The organism is Streptomyces sp. NPDC012835 (assembly GCF_042900885.1).
In the GTDB taxonomy this organism is placed as follows: domain Bacteria; phylum Actinomycetota; class Actinomycetes; order Streptomycetales; family Streptomycetaceae; genus Streptomyces.
The window spans coordinates 118,528-134,276 of sequence record NZ_JBIBBW010000009.1 but is presented as its reverse complement, the minus strand read 5'-3'; the positions used below and the strand labels follow the sequence as shown (position 1 = coordinate 134,276).

29 protein-coding genes are annotated in these 15,749 nt (G+C 66.2%); 28 read left to right on the top strand and 1 reads right to left on the bottom strand.

Annotation, left to right across the window (positions count from 1 at the left end):
* Nucleotides 1–117: 117 nt before the first annotated feature.
* Nucleotides 118–552, bottom strand: a complete 435-nt coding sequence (locus ACFY6S_RS29450; RefSeq protein WP_388828085.1) for an RlpA-like double-psi beta-barrel domain-containing protein — start codon at nt 550–552, stop codon at nt 118–120.
* 630 nt (nt 553–1,182) lie between these two features.
* Between ACFY6S_RS29450 and rpsJ the strand changes: the two genes are divergently transcribed.
* The 28 genes from rpsJ to rpsK all read left to right on the top strand — a co-directional run bounded on the left by rpsJ (nt 1,183) and on the right by rpsK (nt 15,680).
* Nucleotides 1,183–1,491 (top strand): 30S ribosomal protein S10, encoded by a 309-nt coding sequence (gene rpsJ, locus ACFY6S_RS29445; protein WP_003948644.1) that lies wholly within the window; start codon nt 1,183–1,185, stop codon nt 1,489–1,491.
* A gap of 14 nt (nt 1,492–1,505) precedes the next feature.
* Nucleotides 1,506–2,150, top strand: coding sequence for a 50S ribosomal protein L3 (gene rplC / locus ACFY6S_RS29440; RefSeq protein WP_114625501.1), 645 nt, complete (start codon nt 1,506–1,508; stop codon nt 2,148–2,150).
* Between the two features lie 8 nt (nt 2,151–2,158).
* Entirely contained in the window at nt 2,159–2,812 is a 654-nt protein-coding gene (gene rplD / locus ACFY6S_RS29435) for a 50S ribosomal protein L4 (protein WP_388828082.1), read from the top strand.
* Nucleotides 2,812–3,132 (top strand): 50S ribosomal protein L23, encoded by a 321-nt coding sequence (gene rplW, locus ACFY6S_RS29430; protein ID WP_388828079.1) that lies wholly within the window; start codon nt 2,812–2,814, stop codon nt 3,130–3,132. The genes rplD and rplW overlap by 1 nt, the downstream gene beginning before the upstream one ends.
* Nucleotides 3,133–3,182: 50 nt before the next feature.
* The gene (rplB, locus tag ACFY6S_RS29425; RefSeq protein ID WP_114659660.1) at nt 3,183–4,019 is read left to right on the top strand and encodes a 50S ribosomal protein L2; all 837 of its coding nucleotides are present in this window, start codon (nt 3,183–3,185) and stop codon (nt 4,017–4,019) included.
* A 12-nt stretch (nt 4,020–4,031) separates the two neighbouring features.
* Nucleotides 4,032–4,313: a 30S ribosomal protein S19 gene (gene rpsS / locus ACFY6S_RS29420; RefSeq protein ID WP_003966956.1), complete on the top strand. Its 282-nt coding sequence runs from the start codon at nt 4,032–4,034 to the stop codon at nt 4,311–4,313.
* A gap of 40 nt (nt 4,314–4,353) precedes the next feature.
* A complete protein-coding gene (gene rplV, locus ACFY6S_RS29415; protein WP_114625505.1) occupies nt 4,354–4,701 on the top strand; it encodes a 50S ribosomal protein L22 in 348 nt (115 codons plus the stop codon).
* A complete protein-coding gene (gene rpsC, locus ACFY6S_RS29410) occupies nt 4,701–5,549 on the top strand; it encodes a 30S ribosomal protein S3 (protein ID WP_388828074.1) in 849 nt (282 codons plus the stop codon). The genes rplV and rpsC overlap by 1 nt, the downstream gene beginning before the upstream one ends.
* Nucleotides 5,550–5,554: 5 nt before the next feature.
* Nucleotides 5,555–5,974: a 50S ribosomal protein L16 gene (gene rplP / locus ACFY6S_RS29405; RefSeq protein ID WP_014154587.1), complete on the top strand. Its 420-nt coding sequence runs from the start codon at nt 5,555–5,557 to the stop codon at nt 5,972–5,974.
* Entirely contained in the window at nt 5,974–6,198 is a 225-nt protein-coding gene (gene rpmC / locus ACFY6S_RS29400; RefSeq protein ID WP_030351440.1) for a 50S ribosomal protein L29, read from the top strand. The genes rplP and rpmC overlap by 1 nt, the downstream gene beginning before the upstream one ends.
* Nucleotides 6,198–6,482, top strand: a complete 285-nt coding sequence (gene rpsQ, locus ACFY6S_RS29395; protein WP_388828070.1) for a 30S ribosomal protein S17 — start codon at nt 6,198–6,200, stop codon at nt 6,480–6,482. The genes rpmC and rpsQ overlap by 1 nt, the downstream gene beginning before the upstream one ends.
* A 100-nt stretch (nt 6,483–6,582) precedes the next feature.
* Nucleotides 6,583–6,951 carry a 50S ribosomal protein L14 gene (gene rplN, locus ACFY6S_RS29390; RefSeq protein ID WP_003974257.1) on the top strand — a complete coding sequence of 123 codons (369 nt, stop codon included), beginning with the start codon at nt 6,583–6,585 and terminating at the stop codon, nt 6,949–6,951.
* A gap of 2 nt (nt 6,952–6,953) precedes the next feature.
* Nucleotides 6,954–7,277: a 50S ribosomal protein L24 gene (gene rplX / locus ACFY6S_RS29385; RefSeq protein ID WP_111337423.1), complete on the top strand. Its 324-nt coding sequence runs from the start codon at nt 6,954–6,956 to the stop codon at nt 7,275–7,277.
* On the top strand, nt 7,277–7,837 hold the full coding sequence (gene rplE / locus ACFY6S_RS29380; RefSeq protein WP_114625509.1) for a 50S ribosomal protein L5: 561 nt from the start codon (nt 7,277–7,279) through the stop codon (nt 7,835–7,837). The genes rplX and rplE overlap by 1 nt, the downstream gene beginning before the upstream one ends.
* 2 nt (nt 7,838–7,839) lie before the next feature.
* The gene (locus ACFY6S_RS29375; RefSeq protein WP_003948630.1) at nt 7,840–8,025 is read left to right on the top strand and encodes a type Z 30S ribosomal protein S14; all 186 of its coding nucleotides are present in this window, start codon (nt 7,840–7,842) and stop codon (nt 8,023–8,025) included.
* 209 nt (nt 8,026–8,234) lie between these two features.
* Nucleotides 8,235–8,633, top strand: a complete 399-nt coding sequence (gene rpsH, locus ACFY6S_RS29370) for a 30S ribosomal protein S8 (RefSeq protein ID WP_030351444.1) — start codon at nt 8,235–8,237, stop codon at nt 8,631–8,633.
* A gap of 21 nt (nt 8,634–8,654) precedes the next feature.
* A complete protein-coding gene (rplF, locus tag ACFY6S_RS29365) occupies nt 8,655–9,194 on the top strand; it encodes a 50S ribosomal protein L6 (RefSeq protein WP_388828064.1) in 540 nt (179 codons plus the stop codon).
* A gap of 3 nt (nt 9,195–9,197) precedes the next feature.
* Entirely contained in the window at nt 9,198–9,581 is a 384-nt protein-coding gene (gene rplR / locus ACFY6S_RS29360) for a 50S ribosomal protein L18 (RefSeq protein ID WP_388828061.1), read from the top strand.
* Between the two features lie 47 nt (nt 9,582–9,628).
* The gene (gene rpsE, locus ACFY6S_RS29355) at nt 9,629–10,231 is read left to right on the top strand and encodes a 30S ribosomal protein S5 (RefSeq protein ID WP_114625512.1); all 603 of its coding nucleotides are present in this window, start codon (nt 9,629–9,631) and stop codon (nt 10,229–10,231) included.
* Nucleotides 10,231–10,413, top strand: a complete 183-nt coding sequence (gene rpmD / locus ACFY6S_RS29350) for a 50S ribosomal protein L30 (protein ID WP_024491595.1) — start codon at nt 10,231–10,233, stop codon at nt 10,411–10,413. The genes rpsE and rpmD overlap by 1 nt, the downstream gene beginning before the upstream one ends.
* A gap of 1 nt (nt 10,414) precedes the next feature.
* Complete coding sequence (gene rplO, locus ACFY6S_RS29345; RefSeq protein WP_388828056.1) at nt 10,415–10,870, top strand: 50S ribosomal protein L15; 456 nt, start codon at nt 10,415–10,417, stop codon at nt 10,868–10,870.
* Between the two features lie 255 nt (nt 10,871–11,125).
* On the top strand, nt 11,126–12,445 hold the full coding sequence (gene secY / locus ACFY6S_RS29340; protein ID WP_388828053.1) for a preprotein translocase subunit SecY: 1,320 nt from the start codon (nt 11,126–11,128) through the stop codon (nt 12,443–12,445).
* Nucleotides 12,445–13,095, top strand: coding sequence for an adenylate kinase (locus tag ACFY6S_RS29335; RefSeq protein WP_388828050.1), 651 nt, complete (start codon nt 12,445–12,447; stop codon nt 13,093–13,095). The genes secY and ACFY6S_RS29335 overlap by 1 nt, the downstream gene beginning before the upstream one ends.
* Nucleotides 13,096–13,229: 134 nt before the next feature.
* Nucleotides 13,230–14,066 carry a type I methionyl aminopeptidase gene (map, locus tag ACFY6S_RS29330; protein WP_388828046.1) on the top strand — a complete coding sequence of 279 codons (837 nt, stop codon included), beginning with the start codon at nt 13,230–13,232 and terminating at the stop codon, nt 14,064–14,066.
* Between the two features lie 193 nt (nt 14,067–14,259).
* On the top strand, nt 14,260–14,481 hold the full coding sequence (infA, locus tag ACFY6S_RS29325) for a translation initiation factor IF-1 (RefSeq protein ID WP_003956442.1): 222 nt from the start codon (nt 14,260–14,262) through the stop codon (nt 14,479–14,481).
* 56 nt (nt 14,482–14,537) lie between these two features.
* Entirely contained in the window at nt 14,538–14,651 is a 114-nt protein-coding gene (gene rpmJ, locus ACFY6S_RS29320) for a 50S ribosomal protein L36 (protein WP_003956441.1), read from the top strand.
* A gap of 177 nt (nt 14,652–14,828) precedes the next feature.
* Nucleotides 14,829–15,209: a 30S ribosomal protein S13 gene (gene rpsM, locus ACFY6S_RS29315; RefSeq protein ID WP_129770852.1), complete on the top strand. Its 381-nt coding sequence runs from the start codon at nt 14,829–14,831 to the stop codon at nt 15,207–15,209.
* A gap of 66 nt (nt 15,210–15,275) precedes the next feature.
* Nucleotides 15,276–15,680: a 30S ribosomal protein S11 gene (gene rpsK, locus ACFY6S_RS29310; RefSeq protein WP_003956432.1), complete on the top strand. Its 405-nt coding sequence runs from the start codon at nt 15,276–15,278 to the stop codon at nt 15,678–15,680.
* The last annotated feature ends 69 nt before the right edge of the window (nt 15,681–15,749 follow it).

The window sequence follows — 15,749 nt, the reverse complement described above, 5'->3', positions numbered from 1 at the left end:
TGGCCGGTCGGTCCTGATGTCTGCGGACGTGCCGGCGGTTCAGAGCCGGTTCTCACCGCCGTCTACGTAGATGTCGTAGATGTCGTAGCTGTCGGCGCCCGGGACAGAGGCCCGGGGTCAGACCCAGTCCCAGCTCACGTCGATCCGTCCCACGTTGAGATCGCCGATGCGGGAGAACGCGGCGGGGCTGAGGTCCACGTCGTTCGTGCCGCAGGCGCCGCAGCGGTCCACGACCGTCACCGTCACCGCGCCGAGCGGGCCGGTGACGTTCAACTGCCGCCCGCAGACAGGGGAGTTGTTGGGGTTGGGGTAGGTGCCGTACACGGTGGCCGAGACCGCCACGACCAGCTCGCTGTCGTTGTTGTACCGGCCACAGGCGCCGAGGCCGGTGTTGTACCAGGTCGCCTGCCCCGCGAGCTGCGCCGTGTCCGGCGTGGCGGTGGCGGAGGTCGCGGTGGCGCCGAGGGTGCCCAGGGCGAGGGCGGCCGAGGCTCCGGCGATCAGGGCCGTGGGGATGCGGGAAGCGGCGGAAGCGCGCGGCGTGCGGGACATGTGATCGACCCCTTCGAACAGGTGGATGTGTTCGGGAGTGGCGCCAGTCGTTCGACGGAAACGGCGGAGCGGCGGCAACGGCGAGAACGGTGGGGGGCTCGGCCGGTGCCGGTCCGGAATCATGATGGGCAGGAGGCCGCCGCTTTCCCAGAGGGCCTTTTCCGCCACTCCCGGACGGGTGTCCGTGGGCAGGCACGGGTGGGCGTGGATTGGCCGATCCGGAGGTGGGGTACGCTTCTGGACCCTGATTGGCCAGGGCCGAGGCGCCTGTGGCACACTGTTCAGGTTGCTCGGTTGAGTGCCAATGCTGCGCGCCTCCCGCCGGGAGGACCGGAAGCGAGTCCCACAGTACTCGTCGCCCCAACTGCCTTACGGGCAGCGCTGAGGCGGACGTACGGGAATCTTCCGGGAAGTGTCAGCGGGGTACCGACCAGGCTCCCGGTGGCTGAACGCGTTCGTTACTGACGTGGCTCGACCCCGGCTCGCGGACTTGGGCCGCACCCCTCGCAGGGAAAATCCTTTGGGAAATTTTCGCGGCAGGGATGCGACACGCCCGACCGCGTGGGTCGGAGAAGAGCCCGGAACTACCGGGTCCCAGAGCGTTACGAGAGACAGGACTACGAAGCAGCCATGGCGGGACAGAAGATCCGCATCCGGCTCAAGGCCTACGACCACGAGGTCATCGACTCCTCGGCGAAGAAGATCGTCGAGACGGTGACGCGTACTGGTGCGTCGGTCGCGGGCCCGGTGCCGCTGCCCACTGAGAAGAACGTGTACTGCGTCATCAAGTCGCCGCACAAGTACAAGGACTCGCGCGAGCACTTCGAGATGCGCACGCACAAGCGCCTGATCGACATCCTCGACCCGACGCCCAAGACCGTTGACTCGCTGATGCGCCTGGACCTTCCGGCCGGCGTTGACATCGAGATCAAGCTCTGAGAGGCGCGGAAGAGATGACTAAGCCGATCAAGGGTGTCCTGGGCGAGAAGCTCGGCATGACCCAGGTCTGGGACGAGAACAACCGTGTCGTCCCGGTGACCGTGGTGAAGGCCGGGCCCTGTGTCGTTACCCAGGTCCGTACGAATGACAGCGATGGCTACGAGTCGGTCCAGATCGCCTTCGGCGAGATCGACCCTCGCAAGGTGAACAAGCCCCTCAAGGGCCACTTCGCCAAGGCCGACGTGACCCCCCGCCGTCACCTGGTGGAGCTGCGTACCTCCGACGCGAGCGAGTACACGCTCGGCCAGGAGATCACCGCTGCCGCGTTCGAGTCCGGCGTCAAGGTAGACGTCACGGGCAAGAGCAAGGGCAAGGGCTTCGCCGGTGTCATGAAGCGTCACAACTTCAAGGGCCTCGGCGCCGGTCACGGCACCCAGCGCAAGCACCGCTCTCCCGGTTCCATCGGTGGCTGCGCCACCCCGGGCCGTGTGTTCAAGGGCCTCCGCATGGCGGGCCGTATGGGCAACGAGCGGGTCACCACCCAGAACCTGACCGTTCACGCCGTTGACGCGGAGAAGGGCCTGCTCCTGATCAAGGGTGCGGTTCCTGGTCCGAACGGCGGCCTCGTCCTGGTCCGTACCGCGGCCAAGGGGGCCTGAGGTAACTGATGAGCACCGTTGACATCCTTTCGCCGGCAGGCGACAAGGCCGGGACCGTCGAACTCCCCTCGGAGATCTTCGACGCCAAGGTCAGCATTCCGCTGATCCACCAGGTCGTAGTCGCCCAGCTGGCCGCTGCCCGACAGGGCACGCACAAGACCAAGACCCGCGGCGAAGTCCGTGGCGGTGGCAAGAAGCCGTACCGCCAGAAGGGCACCGGCCGCGCCCGTCAGGGCTCGACCCGCGCCCCGCAGTTCGCCGGCGGTGGCGTCGTCCACGGCCCCGTGCCGCGTGACTACTCGCAGCGGACCCCCAAGAAGATGAAGGCCGCCGCCCTGCGCGGAGCCCTCACCGACCGGGCCCGTCACTCTCGTATCCACGTCGTCTCCGGCCTGGTCGAGGACGCGGTGTCCACGAAGGCCGCCAAGACCCTGCTGGGCAAGATCAGCGAGCGCAAGAACGTGCTCCTGGTCGTCGAGCGGGCCGACGAGGCCGCGTGGCTGTCCGCCCGCAACCTGCCCCAGGTGCACATCCTGGCGCCGGGCCAGCTGAACACGTACGACGTGATCGTCTCCGACGACGTGGTCTTCACCAAGGCCGCTTTCGAGTCCTTCGTGTCTGGCCCTTCCAAGGCCGATGACAACGAGGGGAGCGAAGCCTGATGGCCGCCGAGATCACCAGCAAGACCTTCACGGACCCGCGCGACATTCTTGTCAAGCCCGTGGTCTCCGAGAAGAGCTACGCGCTGCTCGACGAGAACAAGTACACGTTCATCGTGGCGCCCCACGCCAACAAGACCCAGATCAAGCAGGCCGTGGAAGCGGTCTTCTCGGTCAAGGTCTCCGGGGTCAACACGATCAACCGCCAGGGCAAGCGCAAGCGCACCCGCACCGGTTTCGGCAAGCGCGCCAACACCAAGCGCGCCATCGTGACCCTTGCCGAGGGCGACCGTATCGACATCTTCGGCGGCCCGACCTCCTGACGGAGGTCGAGACGTCCAGGATCCGGAATTCTTCCGAGGACTGAGAGACAATGGGTATCCGCAAGTACAAGCCGACGACCCCGGGCCGTCGTGGCTCCAGCGTCGCCGACTTTGTCGAGATCACGCGGTCCACGCCGGAGAAGTCGCTGGTCCGCCCGCTGCACAGCAAGGGCGGCCGTAACAACGCCGGTCGTGTGACCGTTCGCCACCAGGGTGGTGGACACAAGCGCGCCTACCGCGTGATCGACTTCCGTCGTCACGACAAGGACGGCGTGCCGGCCAAGGTCGCGCACATCGAGTACGACCCCAACCGCACCGCCCGCATCGCGCTGCTGCACTACGCAGACGGCGAGAAGCGCTACATCATCGCCCCGGCCAAGCTGAGCCAGGGCGACCGGGTTGAGAACGGCCCCGGCGCCGACATCAAGCCGGGCAACAACCTCCCGCTGCGCAACATCCCGGTGGGTACGACGATCCACGCCATCGAGATGCGTCCCGGTGGCGGAGCGAAGATCTCCCGCTCCGCGGGTGCTTCGGTCCAGCTGCTCGCGAAGGAAGGCTCCATGGCCACCCTTCGTATGCCGTCCGGCGAGGTCCGGATGGTCGACGTCCGCTGCCGCGCCACGATCGGCGAGGTCGGCAACGCCGAGCAGTCGAACATCAACTGGGGCAAGGCCGGCCGTATGCGCTGGAAGGGCGTTCGCCCGACCGTCCGCGGTGTCGCGATGAACCCGGTCGACCACCCGCACGGTGGTGGTGAGGGCAAGACCTCCGGTGGTCGCCACCCGGTCAGCCCGTGGGGTCAGAAGGAGGGTCGTACTCGCTCGCCGAAGAAGGCAAGCAGCAAGTACATCGTCCGCCGCCGCAAGACGAACAAGAAGCGCTAGGAGCGGGTTTAGATGCCGCGCAGTCTCAAGAAGGGGCCCTTCGTCGACGGACACCTCATCAAGAAGGTGGACGTCCAGAACGAAGCAGGCACCAAGAACGTCATCAAGACCTGGTCCCGTCGCTCGATGATCGTCCCGGCCATGCTCGGCCACACGATCGCGGTGCACAACGGCAAGATCCACGTCCCGGTGTTCGTCACCGAGTCGATGGTCGGCCACAAGCTCGGCGAGTTCTCGCCGACTCGCACCTTCCGCGGCCACGTCAAGGACGACCGGAAGTCGAAGCGCCGCTAACGCGGGGTGACTGACTATGACTTACACCGAAGGGACAACCATGGAAGCCAGGGCCCAGGCGCGGTACATCCGCGTCACGCCCATGAAGGCCCGCCGCGTGGTGGACCTCATCCGTGGCATGGATGCCACGGAGGCTCAGGCGGTCCTGCGCTTCGCCCCGCAGGCCGCGAGCGTGACGGTAGGCAAGGTGCTCGACAGCGCCATCGCCAACGCCGCTCACAACTACGACCACACCGACGCCTCTTCGCTGGTCATCAGCGAGGCGTACGTGGACGAGGGTCCGACCCTGAAGCGGTTCCGGCCGCGCGCCCAGGGCCGGGCCTACCGGATCCGTAAGCGGACCAGCCACATCACCGTGGTCGTCAGCAGCAAGGAAGGAACCCGGTAATGGGCCAGAAGGTTAACCCGCATGGGTTCCGGCTCGGTATCACCACGGACTTCAAGTCCCGCTGGTATGCCGACAAGCTGTACAAGGACTACGTCAAGGAAGACGTTGCCATTCGTCGCATGATGACGAAGGGCATGGAGCGGGCCGGCATCTCGAAGGTCGAGATCGAGCGCACCCGCGACCGAGTCCGCGTGGACATCCACACCGCGCGTCCGGGCATCGTCATCGGCCGCCGCGGCGCCGAGGCCGACCGTATCCGCGGCGAGCTGGAGAAGCTGACCGGCAAGCAGGTTCAGCTCAACATCCTTGAGGTCAAGAACCCCGAGGTCGACGCTCAGCTGGTGGCCCAGGCCGTCGCCGAGCAGCTGTCCTCGCGCGTCTCCTTCCGTCGCGCCATGCGCAAGAGCATGCAGTCGACGATGAAGGCCGGCGCCAAGGGCATCAAGATCCAGTGCGGTGGCCGTCTCGGCGGCGCCGAGATGTCCCGCTCGGAGTTCTACCGCGAGGGCCGCGTGCCCCTGCACACGCTCCGCGCGAACGTGGACTACGGCTTCTTCGAGGCCAAGACGACCTTCGGCCGTATCGGTGTGAAGGTCTGGATCTACAAGGGCGACGTCAAGAACATCGCCGAGGTGCGCGCCGAGAACGCCGCGGCCCGCGCCGGCAACCGCCCGGCCCGTGGTGGCGGCAACGACCGCCCCGCCGGCCGCGGTGGCCGTGGTGGCGAGCGTGGCGGCCGTGGCCGTAAGCCGCAGCAGAGCGCCGGAGCCGAGGCCCCCAAGGCCGAGGCCACCGCCGCTCCCGCGGCTGACGCGGCGGCGCCTTCTACCGGCGGAACGGAGGTCTGACCGAAATGCTGATCCCCCGTAGGGTCAAGCACCGCAAGCAGCACCACCCGAAGCGCAGCGGAATGTCCAAGGGTGGCACGCAGGTTGCGTTCGGTGAGTACGGCATCCAGGCGCTCAGCCCGGCGTACGTGACGAACCGTCAGATCGAGGCCGCTCGTATCGCGATGACCCGTCACATCAAGCGTGGCGGCAAGGTCTGGATCAACATCTACCCGGACCGTCCGCTCACCAAGAAGCCTGCCGAGACCCGCATGGGTTCCGGTAAGGGTTCCCCCGAGTGGTGGATCGCGAACGTCAAGCCCGGTCGGGTGATGTTCGAGCTGTCCTACCCGAACGAGAAGATTGCGCGTGAGGCGCTTACCCGCGCTGCTCACAAGCTTCCGATGAAGTGCCGGATCGTTCGGCGCGAGGCAGGTGAGTCGTGATGGCGGCCGTGACCAAGGCGTCCGAACTGCGCGAGCTGGGCAACGAGGAGCTTGTCGCCAAGCTCCGCGAGGCCAAGGAAGAGCTGTTCAACCTCCGCTTCCAGGCGGCGACCGGTCAGCTCGAAAACCACGGGCGGCTGAAGCTCGTCCGTAAGGACATCGCGCGGATCTACACCCTGATGCGTGAGCGCGAGCTGGGCATCGAGACGGTGGAGAGCGCCTGATGACTGAGAACAACGTGACCGAGACCAAGGCTTCCCGCGGAGACCGCAAGACCCGTGAGGGTCTGGTCGTCAGCGACAAGATGGACAAGACCGTCGTCGTCGCTGTCGAGGACCGCGTCAAGCACGCGCTGTACGGCAAGGTGATCCGCCGTACGAACAAGCTCAAGGCGCACGACGAGCAGAACGCCGCCGGCATCGGCGACCGCGTCCTCCTGATGGAGACCCGGCCGCTGTCCGCCACGAAGCGGTGGCGCATCGTCGAGATCCTCGAGAAGGCCAAGTAGAACCCTCCGAGGGGGTTTCCTCTCGGAACAGTTCCGCCAGGCTCCGGGGGCCATTCACCGAATGGCCCCCGGGGAACCGGCAGACGATCAGGAGATAGACGTGATCCAGCAGGAGTCGCGACTGCGCGTCGCCGACAACACGGGTGCGAAGGAAATTCTCACCATCCGTGTTCTCGGTGGCTCGGGTCGCCGCTACGCGGGCATCGGCGACGTCATCGTCGCCACCGTCAAGGACGCGATCCCCGGTGGCAACGTGAAGAAGGGTGACGTCGTCAAGGCCGTCATCGTTCGCACCGTCAAGGAGCGCCGCCGTCCGGACGGCTCGTACATCCGCTTCGACGAGAACGCCGCCGTCATTCTGAAGAACGACGGCGACCCTCGCGGCACCCGTATCTTCGGCCCGGTCGGCCGTGAGCTGCGCGAGAAGAAGTTCATGAAGATCATCTCGCTCGCGCCGGAGGTGCTGTAAGCATGAAGATCAAGAAGGGCGACCTGGTCCAGGTCATCACCGGTAAGGACAAGGGCAAGCAGGGCAAGGTCATCGTGGCCTACCCCGCTCAGGACCGCGTCCTCGTCGAGGGTGTCAACCGGGTCAAGAAGCACACCAAGGCCGGTCAGACGGCTCGCGGTTCGCAGACCGGCGGCATTGTGACCACCGAGGCCCCCGTCCATGTCAGCAACGTTCAGCTGGTCGTGGAGAAGGACGGCAAGAAGGTCGTCACTCGCGTCGGCTACCGCTTTGACGACGAGGGCAACAAGATCCGCGTTGCCAAGCGGACCGGTGAGGACATCTGATGACTGCGACCACTACCGCGCCGCGTCTGAAGCTGCGCTACCGCGAGGAGATCGCGGGCAAGCTGCGTGAGGAGTTCTCCTACGAGAACGTCATGCAGATCCCCGGTCTCGTCAAGATCGTGGTCAACATGGGTGTGGGCGACGCCGCCCGCGACTCCAAGCTGATCGAGGGCGCCATCCGCGACCTCACCACGATCACCGGCCAGAAGCCGTCCGTCACCAAGGCCCGGAAGTCCATCGCGCAGTTCAAGCTGCGCGAGGGTCAGCCGATCGGCTGCCACGTCACCCTCCGCGGTGACCGCATGTGGGAGTTCCTGGACCGTACGCTGTCGCTCGCGCTGCCGCGTATCCGTGACTTCCGCGGTCTGTCGCCGAAGCAGTTCGACGGCCGTGGCAACTACACCTTCGGTCTCACGGAGCAGGTCATGTTCCACGAGATCGACCAGGACAAGATCGACCGGGTCCGGGGCATGGACATCACCGTGGTCACCACGGCGACCAACGACGACGAGGGTCGTGCCCTCCTTCGTCACCTCGGCTTCCCGTTCAAGGAGAACTGACCGTGGCGAAGAAGGCTCTGATCGCTAAGGCCGCCCGTAAGCCGAAGTTCGGCGTGCGCGGTTACACCCGCTGCCAGCGCTGCGGCCGGCCCCACTCCGTCTACCGCAAGTTCGGCCTGTGCCGTGTGTGCCTTCGTGAGATGGCCCACCGCGGCGAGCTGCCGGGCGTGACCAAGAGTTCCTGGTAGTCCTTTCCACTCGGACTGCTCGAACTCTCGGTAAGCAATTGGTTGGCGGGAGCCCTCCTTCACATGCCGTAGGCTTGTGGGGTTGGGCGCCCGCCGTCCATAACGACTTACTACGCCGTAGGTCCCCGCACCGCACCCGTCCCGACTCTGATCGGGGAGAGGGATGGCGCATACAGGAAACCCCGGCGAGAGAGGCCGAAGGCCAATTCATGACCATGACTGATCCCATCGCAGACATGCTCACGCGTCTGCGCAACGCGAACTCGGCATACCACGACGACGTCGTGATGCCGCACAGCAAGATCAAGTCGCACATCGCGGAGATCCTCCAGCAGGAGGGCTTCATCACCGGCTGGAAGGTCGAGGACGCCGAGGTCGGCAAGAACCTCGTCCTGGAGCTGAAGTTCGGCCCGAACCGCGAGCGTTCGATCGCCGGCATCAAGCGCATCTCCAAGCCGGGTCTGCGCGTGTACGCGAAGTCCACCAACCTGCCGAAGGTCCTCGGCGGCCTGGGCGTGGCGATCATCTCCACGTCCCACGGTCTCCTGACCGGCCAGCAGGCCAGCAAGAAGGGCGTAGGTGGGGAAGTCCTCGCCTACGTCTGGTAGTCGGGAACGGAGGAAAAGCTCATGTCGCGAATCGGCAAGCTCCCCATCCAGGTTCCCGCCGGTGTGGACGTCACCATCGATGGCCGCACGGTCGCGGTGAAGGGCCCGAAGGGTTCCCTCTCGCACACCGTCGCCGCGCCGATCGAGGTCACCAAGGGCGAGGACGGCACCCTCTCGGTGCTGCGCCCCAACGACGAGCGTCAGAACAAGGCCCTCCACGGCCTGTCCCGCACGCTGGTGGCGAACATGATCACCGGCGTGACCACGGGATACATCAAGGCGCTCGAAATCAGCGGTGTCGGCTACCGCGTCCAGGCGAAGGGCTCCAACCTGGAGTTCGCCCTGGGCTACAGCCACCCGATTCTTATCGAGGCCCCCGAAGGCATCACCTTCAAGGTCGAGACGCCCACGAAGTTCACCGTCGAGGGCATCGACAAGCAGAAGGTCGGCGAGGTCGCCGCTAAGATCCGCAAGCTGCGGAAGCCCGACCCGTACAAGGCCAAGGGCGTCAAGTACGCGGGCGAGGTCATCCGCCGCAAGGTCGGAAAGGCGGGTAAGTAAGCCATGGCATACGGTGTAAAGATTGCCAAGGGTGACGCGTACAAGCGCGCCGCCATCAAGCGTCGCCACATCCGCGTCCGTAAGCACGTCTCCGGCACGCCGGAGCGTCCTCGTCTGGTCGTGACGCGCTCCAACCGCAACATCGTCGCGCAGGTCATCGACGACATCGCGGGCCACACGCTCGCGTCGGCGTCGACCCTGGACACGTCGATCCGCGGCGGCGAGGGCGACAAGAGCGCCCAGGCGAAGCTGGTCGGAGCCCTGGTCGCCGAGCGCGCCAAGGCCGCCGGCGTCGAGGCCGTCGTGTTCGACCGCGGTGGTAACCAGTACGCAGGGCGCATTGCCGCTCTGGCTGACGCCGCCCGCGAAGCCGGGCTGAAGTTCTAAGCCCCGGTTCCTACGCAAAGCGGACGTAACAGAGAGAGGTAAATCCAATGGCTGGACCCCAGCGCCGCGGAAGCGGTGCCGGTGGCGGCGAGCGGCGGGACCGGAAGGGTCGCGACGGTGGCGCTGCCGCCGAGAAGACCGCTTACGTTGAGCGCGTTGTCGCGATCAACCGTGTCGCCAAGGTTGTGAAGGGTGGTCGTCGCTTCAGCTTCACCGCGCTCGTCGTGGTAGGCGATGGTGACGGCACCGTCGGCGTCGGTTACGGGAAGGCGAAGGAGGTTCCGGCCGCCATCGCCAAGGGTGTTGAGGAGGCCAAGAAGAACTTCTTCAAGGTCCCCCGTATCCAGGGCACCATTCCTCACCCGATCCAGGGCGAGAAGGCCGCGGGCGTCGTCCTGCTCAAGCCTGCTTCCCCCGGTACCGGTGTGATCGCCGGTGGCCCGGTGCGCGCCGTGCTCGAGTGCGCGGGCGTGCACGACATCCTGTCGAAGTCGCTCGGCTCCGACAACGCGATCAACATCGTCCACGCGACCGTGGCGGCCCTCCAGGGCCTCCAGCGTCCCGAGGAGATCGCGGCCCGCCGCGGTCTGCCCCTCGAGGACGTGGCCCCCGCGGCCCTGCTCCGTGCGCGTGCGGGAGCGGGTGCGTAATGGCCCGTCTCAAGATCACGCAGACGAAGTCGTACATCGGCAGCAAGCAGAACCACCGCGACACCCTTCGTTCGCTCGGGCTGAAGCGCCTGCACGACGTGGTTGTCAAGGAGGACCGTCCCGAGTTCCGCGGCATGGCCAACACCGTGCGGCACCTCGTCACGGTCGAGGAGGTTGACTGACATGGCGGAGAACAGCCCGCTGAAGGCACATGACCTCCGTCCTGCCCCCGGCGCCAAGACCGCCAAGACCCGTGTGGGTCGTGGTGAGGCGTCCAAGGGTAAGACCGCAGGTCGTGGTACCAAGGGTACGAAGGCCCGCTACCAGGTTCCGGAGCGCTTCGAGGGTGGGCAGATGCCCCTCCACATGCGCCTCCCGAAGCTGAAGGGCTTCAAGAACCCCTTCCGCACCGAGTACCAGGTCGTGAACCTGGACAAGCTCTCCGCTCTCTACCCCGAGGGCGGCGAGGTCACGGTGGCCGACCTGGTCACCAAGGGTGCGGTACGCAAGAACAGCCTCGTCAAGGTCCTGGGCCAGGGCGAGATCTCCGTAGCGCTCCAGGTTTCGGTTGACGCCGTCTCCGGGTCCGCCAAGGAGAAGATTGCCGCCGCCGGCGGCACCGTCACCGAGCTCGTCTGAGACAACTCGATGGCCTGAACATCCGACCGGGGATGCCTCCCAAAAGGGGCATCCCCGGTTGGTCGTTCCAAGGGGGGCACTGTCGCCGGTAAGGTGGCGTGCGTTGTTGCTGTATTGAAGCCGGGGGACCGCCCCCGGACCCCCGCCGCGCGGAGTGTCCGCAGGGACCCGCCGCGTGGTAACGCTCGTTCCTTATCCGTCGATCCTCAATACCGTCACCTCTGACGCAGTAGCGCGGGGGTCGCAGGAGGCACCGTGCTCACCGCGTTCGCCCGGGCGTTCAAGACGCCCGACCTGCGCAAGAAGCTGCTCTTCACGCTCGGCATCATCGTGCTGTACCGGCTCGGGGCCCACATCCCCGTACCCGGCGTCAGCTACGCGAATGTCCAGGAGTGTGTCGACGCGGCCCAGAAGGGCAATAACAGCCTGTTCGGCTTGGTGAACATGTTCAGCGGCGGGGCGCTGCTACAGATCACGATCTTCGCGCTCGGCATCATGCCGTACATCACCGCGAGCATCATCCTGCAGCTGCTGACCGTGGTCATCCCCCGGCTGGAGGCCCTCAAGAAGGAGGGTCAGTCCGGCACGGCGAAGATCACGCAGTACACCCGTTATCTGACGGTCGCCCTCGCCGTGCTCCAGGGCACCGGTCTGGTCGCCACCGCCCGCAGCGGCGCGCTCTTCAGCGGCTGCCCGGTCGCCTCGGAGATCGTGCCCGACAAGTCGATCTTCGTCACCGCCACCATGGTGATCACCATGACCGCGGGCACCGCGGCCGTCATGTGGCTCGGTGAACTCGTCACCGACCGCGGTATCGGCAACGGCATGTCGATCCTGATGTTCATCTCGATCGCCGCCGGCTTCCCCGGCGCGCTGTGGGCCATCAAGGAGAGCGGCACGCTCGCCAAGGGCTGGATCGAGTTCGGCACCGTCATCCTGATCGGCTTCGTGATGGTGGCCCTGGTGGTCTTCGTCGAGCAGGCCCAGCGCAGGATTCCCGTGCAGTACGCGAAGCGCATGATCGGCCGCAGGTCCTACGGGGGTACGTCCACGTACATCCCCCTCAAGGTGAACCAGGCGGGTGTGATCCCCGTCATCTTCGCGTCGTCGCTGCTCTACATCCCGGCGCTGGTCGCGCAGTTCTCCAGTGGTGACTCCGCCTGGAAGACCTGGATCGAGGCGCACTTCGTCAAGGGTGACCACCCGTACTACATCGCGACGTACTTCCTGCTGATCGTCTTCTTCGCCTTCTTCTACGTGGCCATTTCCTTCAACCCCGAAGAAGTCGCCGACAACATGAAGAAGTATGGTGGCTTCATCCCGGGTATCCGGGCTGGTCGCCCCACGGCCGAGTACCTGAGCTACGTGCTCAACAGGATCACTTGGCCGGGCTCGCTGTACCTGGGTCTGATTGCTCTTGTTCCGACGATGGCGTTGGCGGGCTTCGGCGGTGCTAACCAGAACTTCCCGTTCGGCGGGACAAGCATCCTGATCATCGTGGGTGTGGGTCTGGAGACCGTGAAGCAGATCGAGAGCCAGCTTCAGCAGCGCAATTACGAAGGGTTCCTCCGCTGATGCGAATCGTCCTCGTCGGACCGCCCGGTGCCGGCAAGGGAACGCAGGCCGCGTACCTTGCCAAGAACCTGTCGATTCCGCACATCTCGACGGGCGACCTCTTCCGCGCCAACATCAGCAACGGCACGGATCTCGGCAAACAGGCGAAGGCGTACATGGACGCCGGGAACCTGGTGCCCGACGAGGTCACCAACGCGATGGCACAGGACCGCATGGAGCAGCCGGACGCCGAGAACGGCTTCCTGCTGGACGGCTTCCCGCGCAATGTCTCGCAGGCCGCCGTGCTCGACGAGCTGCTGAAGACGAGCGGCCTGAAGCTGGACGCCGTGCTCGACCTGGAGGTCCCCGAGGACGAGGTCGTGAAGCGGATCGCCGGGCGCCGGATCTGCCGCAACGACAGCTCGCACGTCTTCCACGTGACGTACAGCCCGCCGAAGAAGGAAGGCGTCTGTGACGTCTGCGGCGGCGAGCTGTACCAGCGGGACGACGACTCCGAGGAGACGGTGCGCACGCGCCTGGAGGTCTACCACACCCAGACCGAGCCGATCATCGACCACTACCGGGCCCAGGGCCTCGTGGTGACGATCTCCGCGCTCGGCAAGGTCACCGAGGTGACCGAGCGCGCGATGGAGGCGCTGGGCCGGGCGTAGGGGCCGTGGCACAGCAGTAGAAGCGTTGGTAAGGCCGTGGTGCCCCTCGGGGCGCCACGGCCTTACTGTTGAACACGATGTTCAGTATTGATCGATAATTCCGCAGAGCCACGAGTCAGCTGGAAGGCATAGCCATGGTGGAGATCAAGACTCCCGAGCAGATCGCGAAGATGCGCGAGGCGGGACTGGTCGTCGCCGCCGTGCACGCGGCGACCGCCGCCGCGGCGGTCCCCGGCGCCACCACGGACGATCTCGACCAGGTCGCCCGCAAGGTGCTGTCCGAGCACGGCGCCAAGCCGAACTTCCTCGGGTACGGCGGGTTCCCCGCGACGATCTGCACCTCGGTCAACGAGGTCGTGGTCCATGGCATCCCCGACGGGAAGACCGTCCTCAAGGACGGCGACATCATCTCCATCGACGCCGGCGCGATCATCGACGGCTGGCACGGCGACGCGGCCATCACCGTCTTCGTCGGCACCGGTCACGCCCCGGAGCTGGTCGAGCTGTCCCGGGTGACCGAGGAGTCGATGTGGGCCGGTATCGCGGCCATGCGCGGCGGCAACCGGCTGGTGGACGTGAGCCGCGCCATCGAGACGTACATCCGCCGCCAGCCGCGTCCCGGCGGCGGGAAGTACGGGATCATCGAGGAGTACGGCGGCCACGGCATCGGCTCGGAGATGCACATGGACCCGCACCTGCTGAACTACGTCGCCCGCAAGCGCGGCAAGGGCCCGAAGCTGATCCCGGGCCTCTGCCTGGCCATCGAGCCGATGGTGTCGCTCGGCACCCCCCGCACGGAGGTGCTGGCGGACGAGTGGACGGTGGTGACGACGGACGGCACCTGGTCCTCGCACTGGGAGCACTCGGTGGCTCTGACGGAGGAAGGTCCGCTGGTCCTCACCGCTCCGGACGGCGGCCGGGCGAAGCTGGCGGAGCTGGGCGTGGTGGCGGCTCCGGACCCGCTGGCGTAGAGCGGCGGCGTGTCGGCCGGGGGCCGGGCGGCCGGAGTGATCCCGTTGCTTAAAAATCTCCGGCTGTGGGCAAACTGAACGGATTCGTCTTTTCGAGAGGGCTCCCGTAGACTAACGCGTCGGCTCTGGTGTATCCGTGTGTCCTCATGCGACCGCCAGAATCGATCAAGGTAGCCGATTCGAAGGGCGAAGCGTGGCCAAGAAGCAAGGTGCCATCGAAATCGAGGGCACCGTGATCGAGTCCCTCCCGAACGCCATGTTCAAGGTGGAGCTGCAGAACGGTCACAAGGTCCTCGCGCACATCAGCGGAAAGATGCGGATGCACTACATCCGTATCCTCCCCGATGACCGGGTTGTGGTGGAGCTGTCTCCGTACGACCTGACGCGTGGCCGGATCGTCTACCGATACAAGTAGATCTTGCTGGCGCCCCTCAGACGGGTGTCCGCACTGACCCGGAGAACCTCAATCCCATGAAGGTCAAGCCGAGCGTCAAGAAGATCTGCGACAAGTGCAAGGTGATCCGCCGTCACGGCCGGGTCATGGTCATCTGCGACAACCTGCGCCACAAGCAGCGCCAGGGCTGACGCACGACCGCCTGCCTCTCGCAGTACTTCGCGCGACGCGAGCAACTCGTAATCAAGCAGTGTCCGGCTCCCGGCGACGGGACCGACACCTCCGGCGGAGGCCGGGGACCCGGACCGTATCCGTACGGCGGCCGGGACAGACGCTGCGGAAGACCTCCGAATCAACAGGAGCCATGAATGGCACGCCTCGCAGGCGTTGACCTCCCGCGCGAAAAGCGCGTCGAGGTCGCCCTCACCTACGTCTTCGGTATCGGGCGCACCCGGTCCAAGGAGACGCTCGCCGCCGTCGGCGTCGACCCGAACATCCGCGTCCGCGACCTCGCCGAGGAAGACCTCGTCAAGATCCGCGAGTACGTGGACGCCAACCTCAAGACCGAGGGTGACCTCCGTCGCGAGATCGCCGCCGACATCCGCCGCAAGGTCGAGATCGGCTGCTACCAGGGTCTGCGTCACCGTCGCGGCCTGCCGGTGCACGGTCAGCGCACCAGCACGAACGCTCGTACCCGCAAGGGCCCGCGTCGCGCCATCGCCGGCAAGAAGAAGCCGGGCAAGAAGTAGTCCTCAGCCGGACGCTCACCAGCGGTCTTCGCTGTAGGACCGACCACCTCCCTGTAGGAGAAACAGATGCCCCCCAAGGGTCGTCAGGGCGCTGCCAAGAAGGTGCGCCGCAAGGAAAAGAAGAACGTCGCTCATGGGCACGCCCACATCAAGAGCACGTTCAACAACACGATCGTCTCGATCACGGACCCCTCGGGCAACGTGATCTCCTGGGCCTCCGCCGGCCACGTCGGCTTCAAGGGCTCGCGCAAGTCCACCCCCTTCGCCGCGCAGATGGCCGCCGAGTCGGCCGCCCGCCGCGCGCAGGAGCACGGCATGCGCAAGGTCGACGTCTTCGTCAAGGGTCCCGGCTCCGGCCGTGAGACCGCGATCCGTTCGCTCCAGGCCACCGGCCTGGAGGTGGGCTCGATCCAGGACGTCACCCCCACCCCGCACAACGGCTGCCGGCCGCCCAAGCGCCGTCGCGTCTGACGCGTTGTTTTCGGGGTGCGGGCGGTACGGCTCATTCGGGCCGTGCCGCCCGTACTCTTGCACATAGGG

What these genes read in the sequence shown, in the direction of transcription:
- ACFY6S_RS29450 (WP_388828085.1), bottom strand. Translation starts at nt 552, where the DNA reads ATGTCCCGCACGCCGCGCGCTTCCGCCGCTTCCCGCATCCCCACGGCC.
- rpsJ (WP_003948644.1), top strand. Translation starts at nt 1,183, where the DNA reads ATGGCGGGACAGAAGATCCGCATCCGGCTCAAGGCCTACGACCACGAG.
- rplC (WP_114625501.1), top strand. Translation starts at nt 1,506, where the DNA reads ATGACTAAGCCGATCAAGGGTGTCCTGGGCGAGAAGCTCGGCATGACC.
- rplD (WP_388828082.1), top strand. Translation starts at nt 2,159, where the DNA reads ATGAGCACCGTTGACATCCTTTCGCCGGCAGGCGACAAGGCCGGGACC.
- rplW (WP_388828079.1), top strand. Translation starts at nt 2,812, where the DNA reads ATGGCCGCCGAGATCACCAGCAAGACCTTCACGGACCCGCGCGACATT.
- rplB (WP_114659660.1), top strand. Translation starts at nt 3,183, where the DNA reads ATGGGTATCCGCAAGTACAAGCCGACGACCCCGGGCCGTCGTGGCTCC.
- rpsS (WP_003966956.1), top strand. Translation starts at nt 4,032, where the DNA reads ATGCCGCGCAGTCTCAAGAAGGGGCCCTTCGTCGACGGACACCTCATC.
- rplV (WP_114625505.1), top strand. Translation starts at nt 4,354, where the DNA reads ATGGAAGCCAGGGCCCAGGCGCGGTACATCCGCGTCACGCCCATGAAG.
- rpsC (WP_388828074.1), top strand. Translation starts at nt 4,701, where the DNA reads ATGGGCCAGAAGGTTAACCCGCATGGGTTCCGGCTCGGTATCACCACG.
- rplP (WP_014154587.1), top strand. Translation starts at nt 5,555, where the DNA reads ATGCTGATCCCCCGTAGGGTCAAGCACCGCAAGCAGCACCACCCGAAG.
- rpmC (WP_030351440.1), top strand. Translation starts at nt 5,974, where the DNA reads ATGGCGGCCGTGACCAAGGCGTCCGAACTGCGCGAGCTGGGCAACGAG.
- rpsQ (WP_388828070.1), top strand. Translation starts at nt 6,198, where the DNA reads ATGACTGAGAACAACGTGACCGAGACCAAGGCTTCCCGCGGAGACCGC.
- rplX (WP_111337423.1), top strand. Translation starts at nt 6,954, where the DNA reads ATGAAGATCAAGAAGGGCGACCTGGTCCAGGTCATCACCGGTAAGGAC.
- rplE (WP_114625509.1), top strand. Translation starts at nt 7,277, where the DNA reads ATGACTGCGACCACTACCGCGCCGCGTCTGAAGCTGCGCTACCGCGAG.
- rpsH (WP_030351444.1), top strand. Translation starts at nt 8,235, where the DNA reads ATGACCATGACTGATCCCATCGCAGACATGCTCACGCGTCTGCGCAAC.
- rplF (WP_388828064.1), top strand. Translation starts at nt 8,655, where the DNA reads ATGTCGCGAATCGGCAAGCTCCCCATCCAGGTTCCCGCCGGTGTGGAC.
- rplR (WP_388828061.1), top strand. Translation starts at nt 9,198, where the DNA reads ATGGCATACGGTGTAAAGATTGCCAAGGGTGACGCGTACAAGCGCGCC.
- rpsE (WP_114625512.1), top strand. Translation starts at nt 9,629, where the DNA reads ATGGCTGGACCCCAGCGCCGCGGAAGCGGTGCCGGTGGCGGCGAGCGG.
- rpmD (WP_024491595.1), top strand. Translation starts at nt 10,231, where the DNA reads ATGGCCCGTCTCAAGATCACGCAGACGAAGTCGTACATCGGCAGCAAG.
- rplO (WP_388828056.1), top strand. Translation starts at nt 10,415, where the DNA reads ATGGCGGAGAACAGCCCGCTGAAGGCACATGACCTCCGTCCTGCCCCC.
- ACFY6S_RS29335 (WP_388828050.1), top strand. Translation starts at nt 12,445, where the DNA reads ATGCGAATCGTCCTCGTCGGACCGCCCGGTGCCGGCAAGGGAACGCAG.
- map (WP_388828046.1), top strand. Translation starts at nt 13,230, where the DNA reads ATGGTGGAGATCAAGACTCCCGAGCAGATCGCGAAGATGCGCGAGGCG.
- rpmJ (WP_003956441.1), top strand. Translation starts at nt 14,538, where the DNA reads ATGAAGGTCAAGCCGAGCGTCAAGAAGATCTGCGACAAGTGCAAGGTG.
- rpsM (WP_129770852.1), top strand. Translation starts at nt 14,829, where the DNA reads ATGGCACGCCTCGCAGGCGTTGACCTCCCGCGCGAAAAGCGCGTCGAG.
- rpsK (WP_003956432.1), top strand. Translation starts at nt 15,276, where the DNA reads ATGCCCCCCAAGGGTCGTCAGGGCGCTGCCAAGAAGGTGCGCCGCAAG.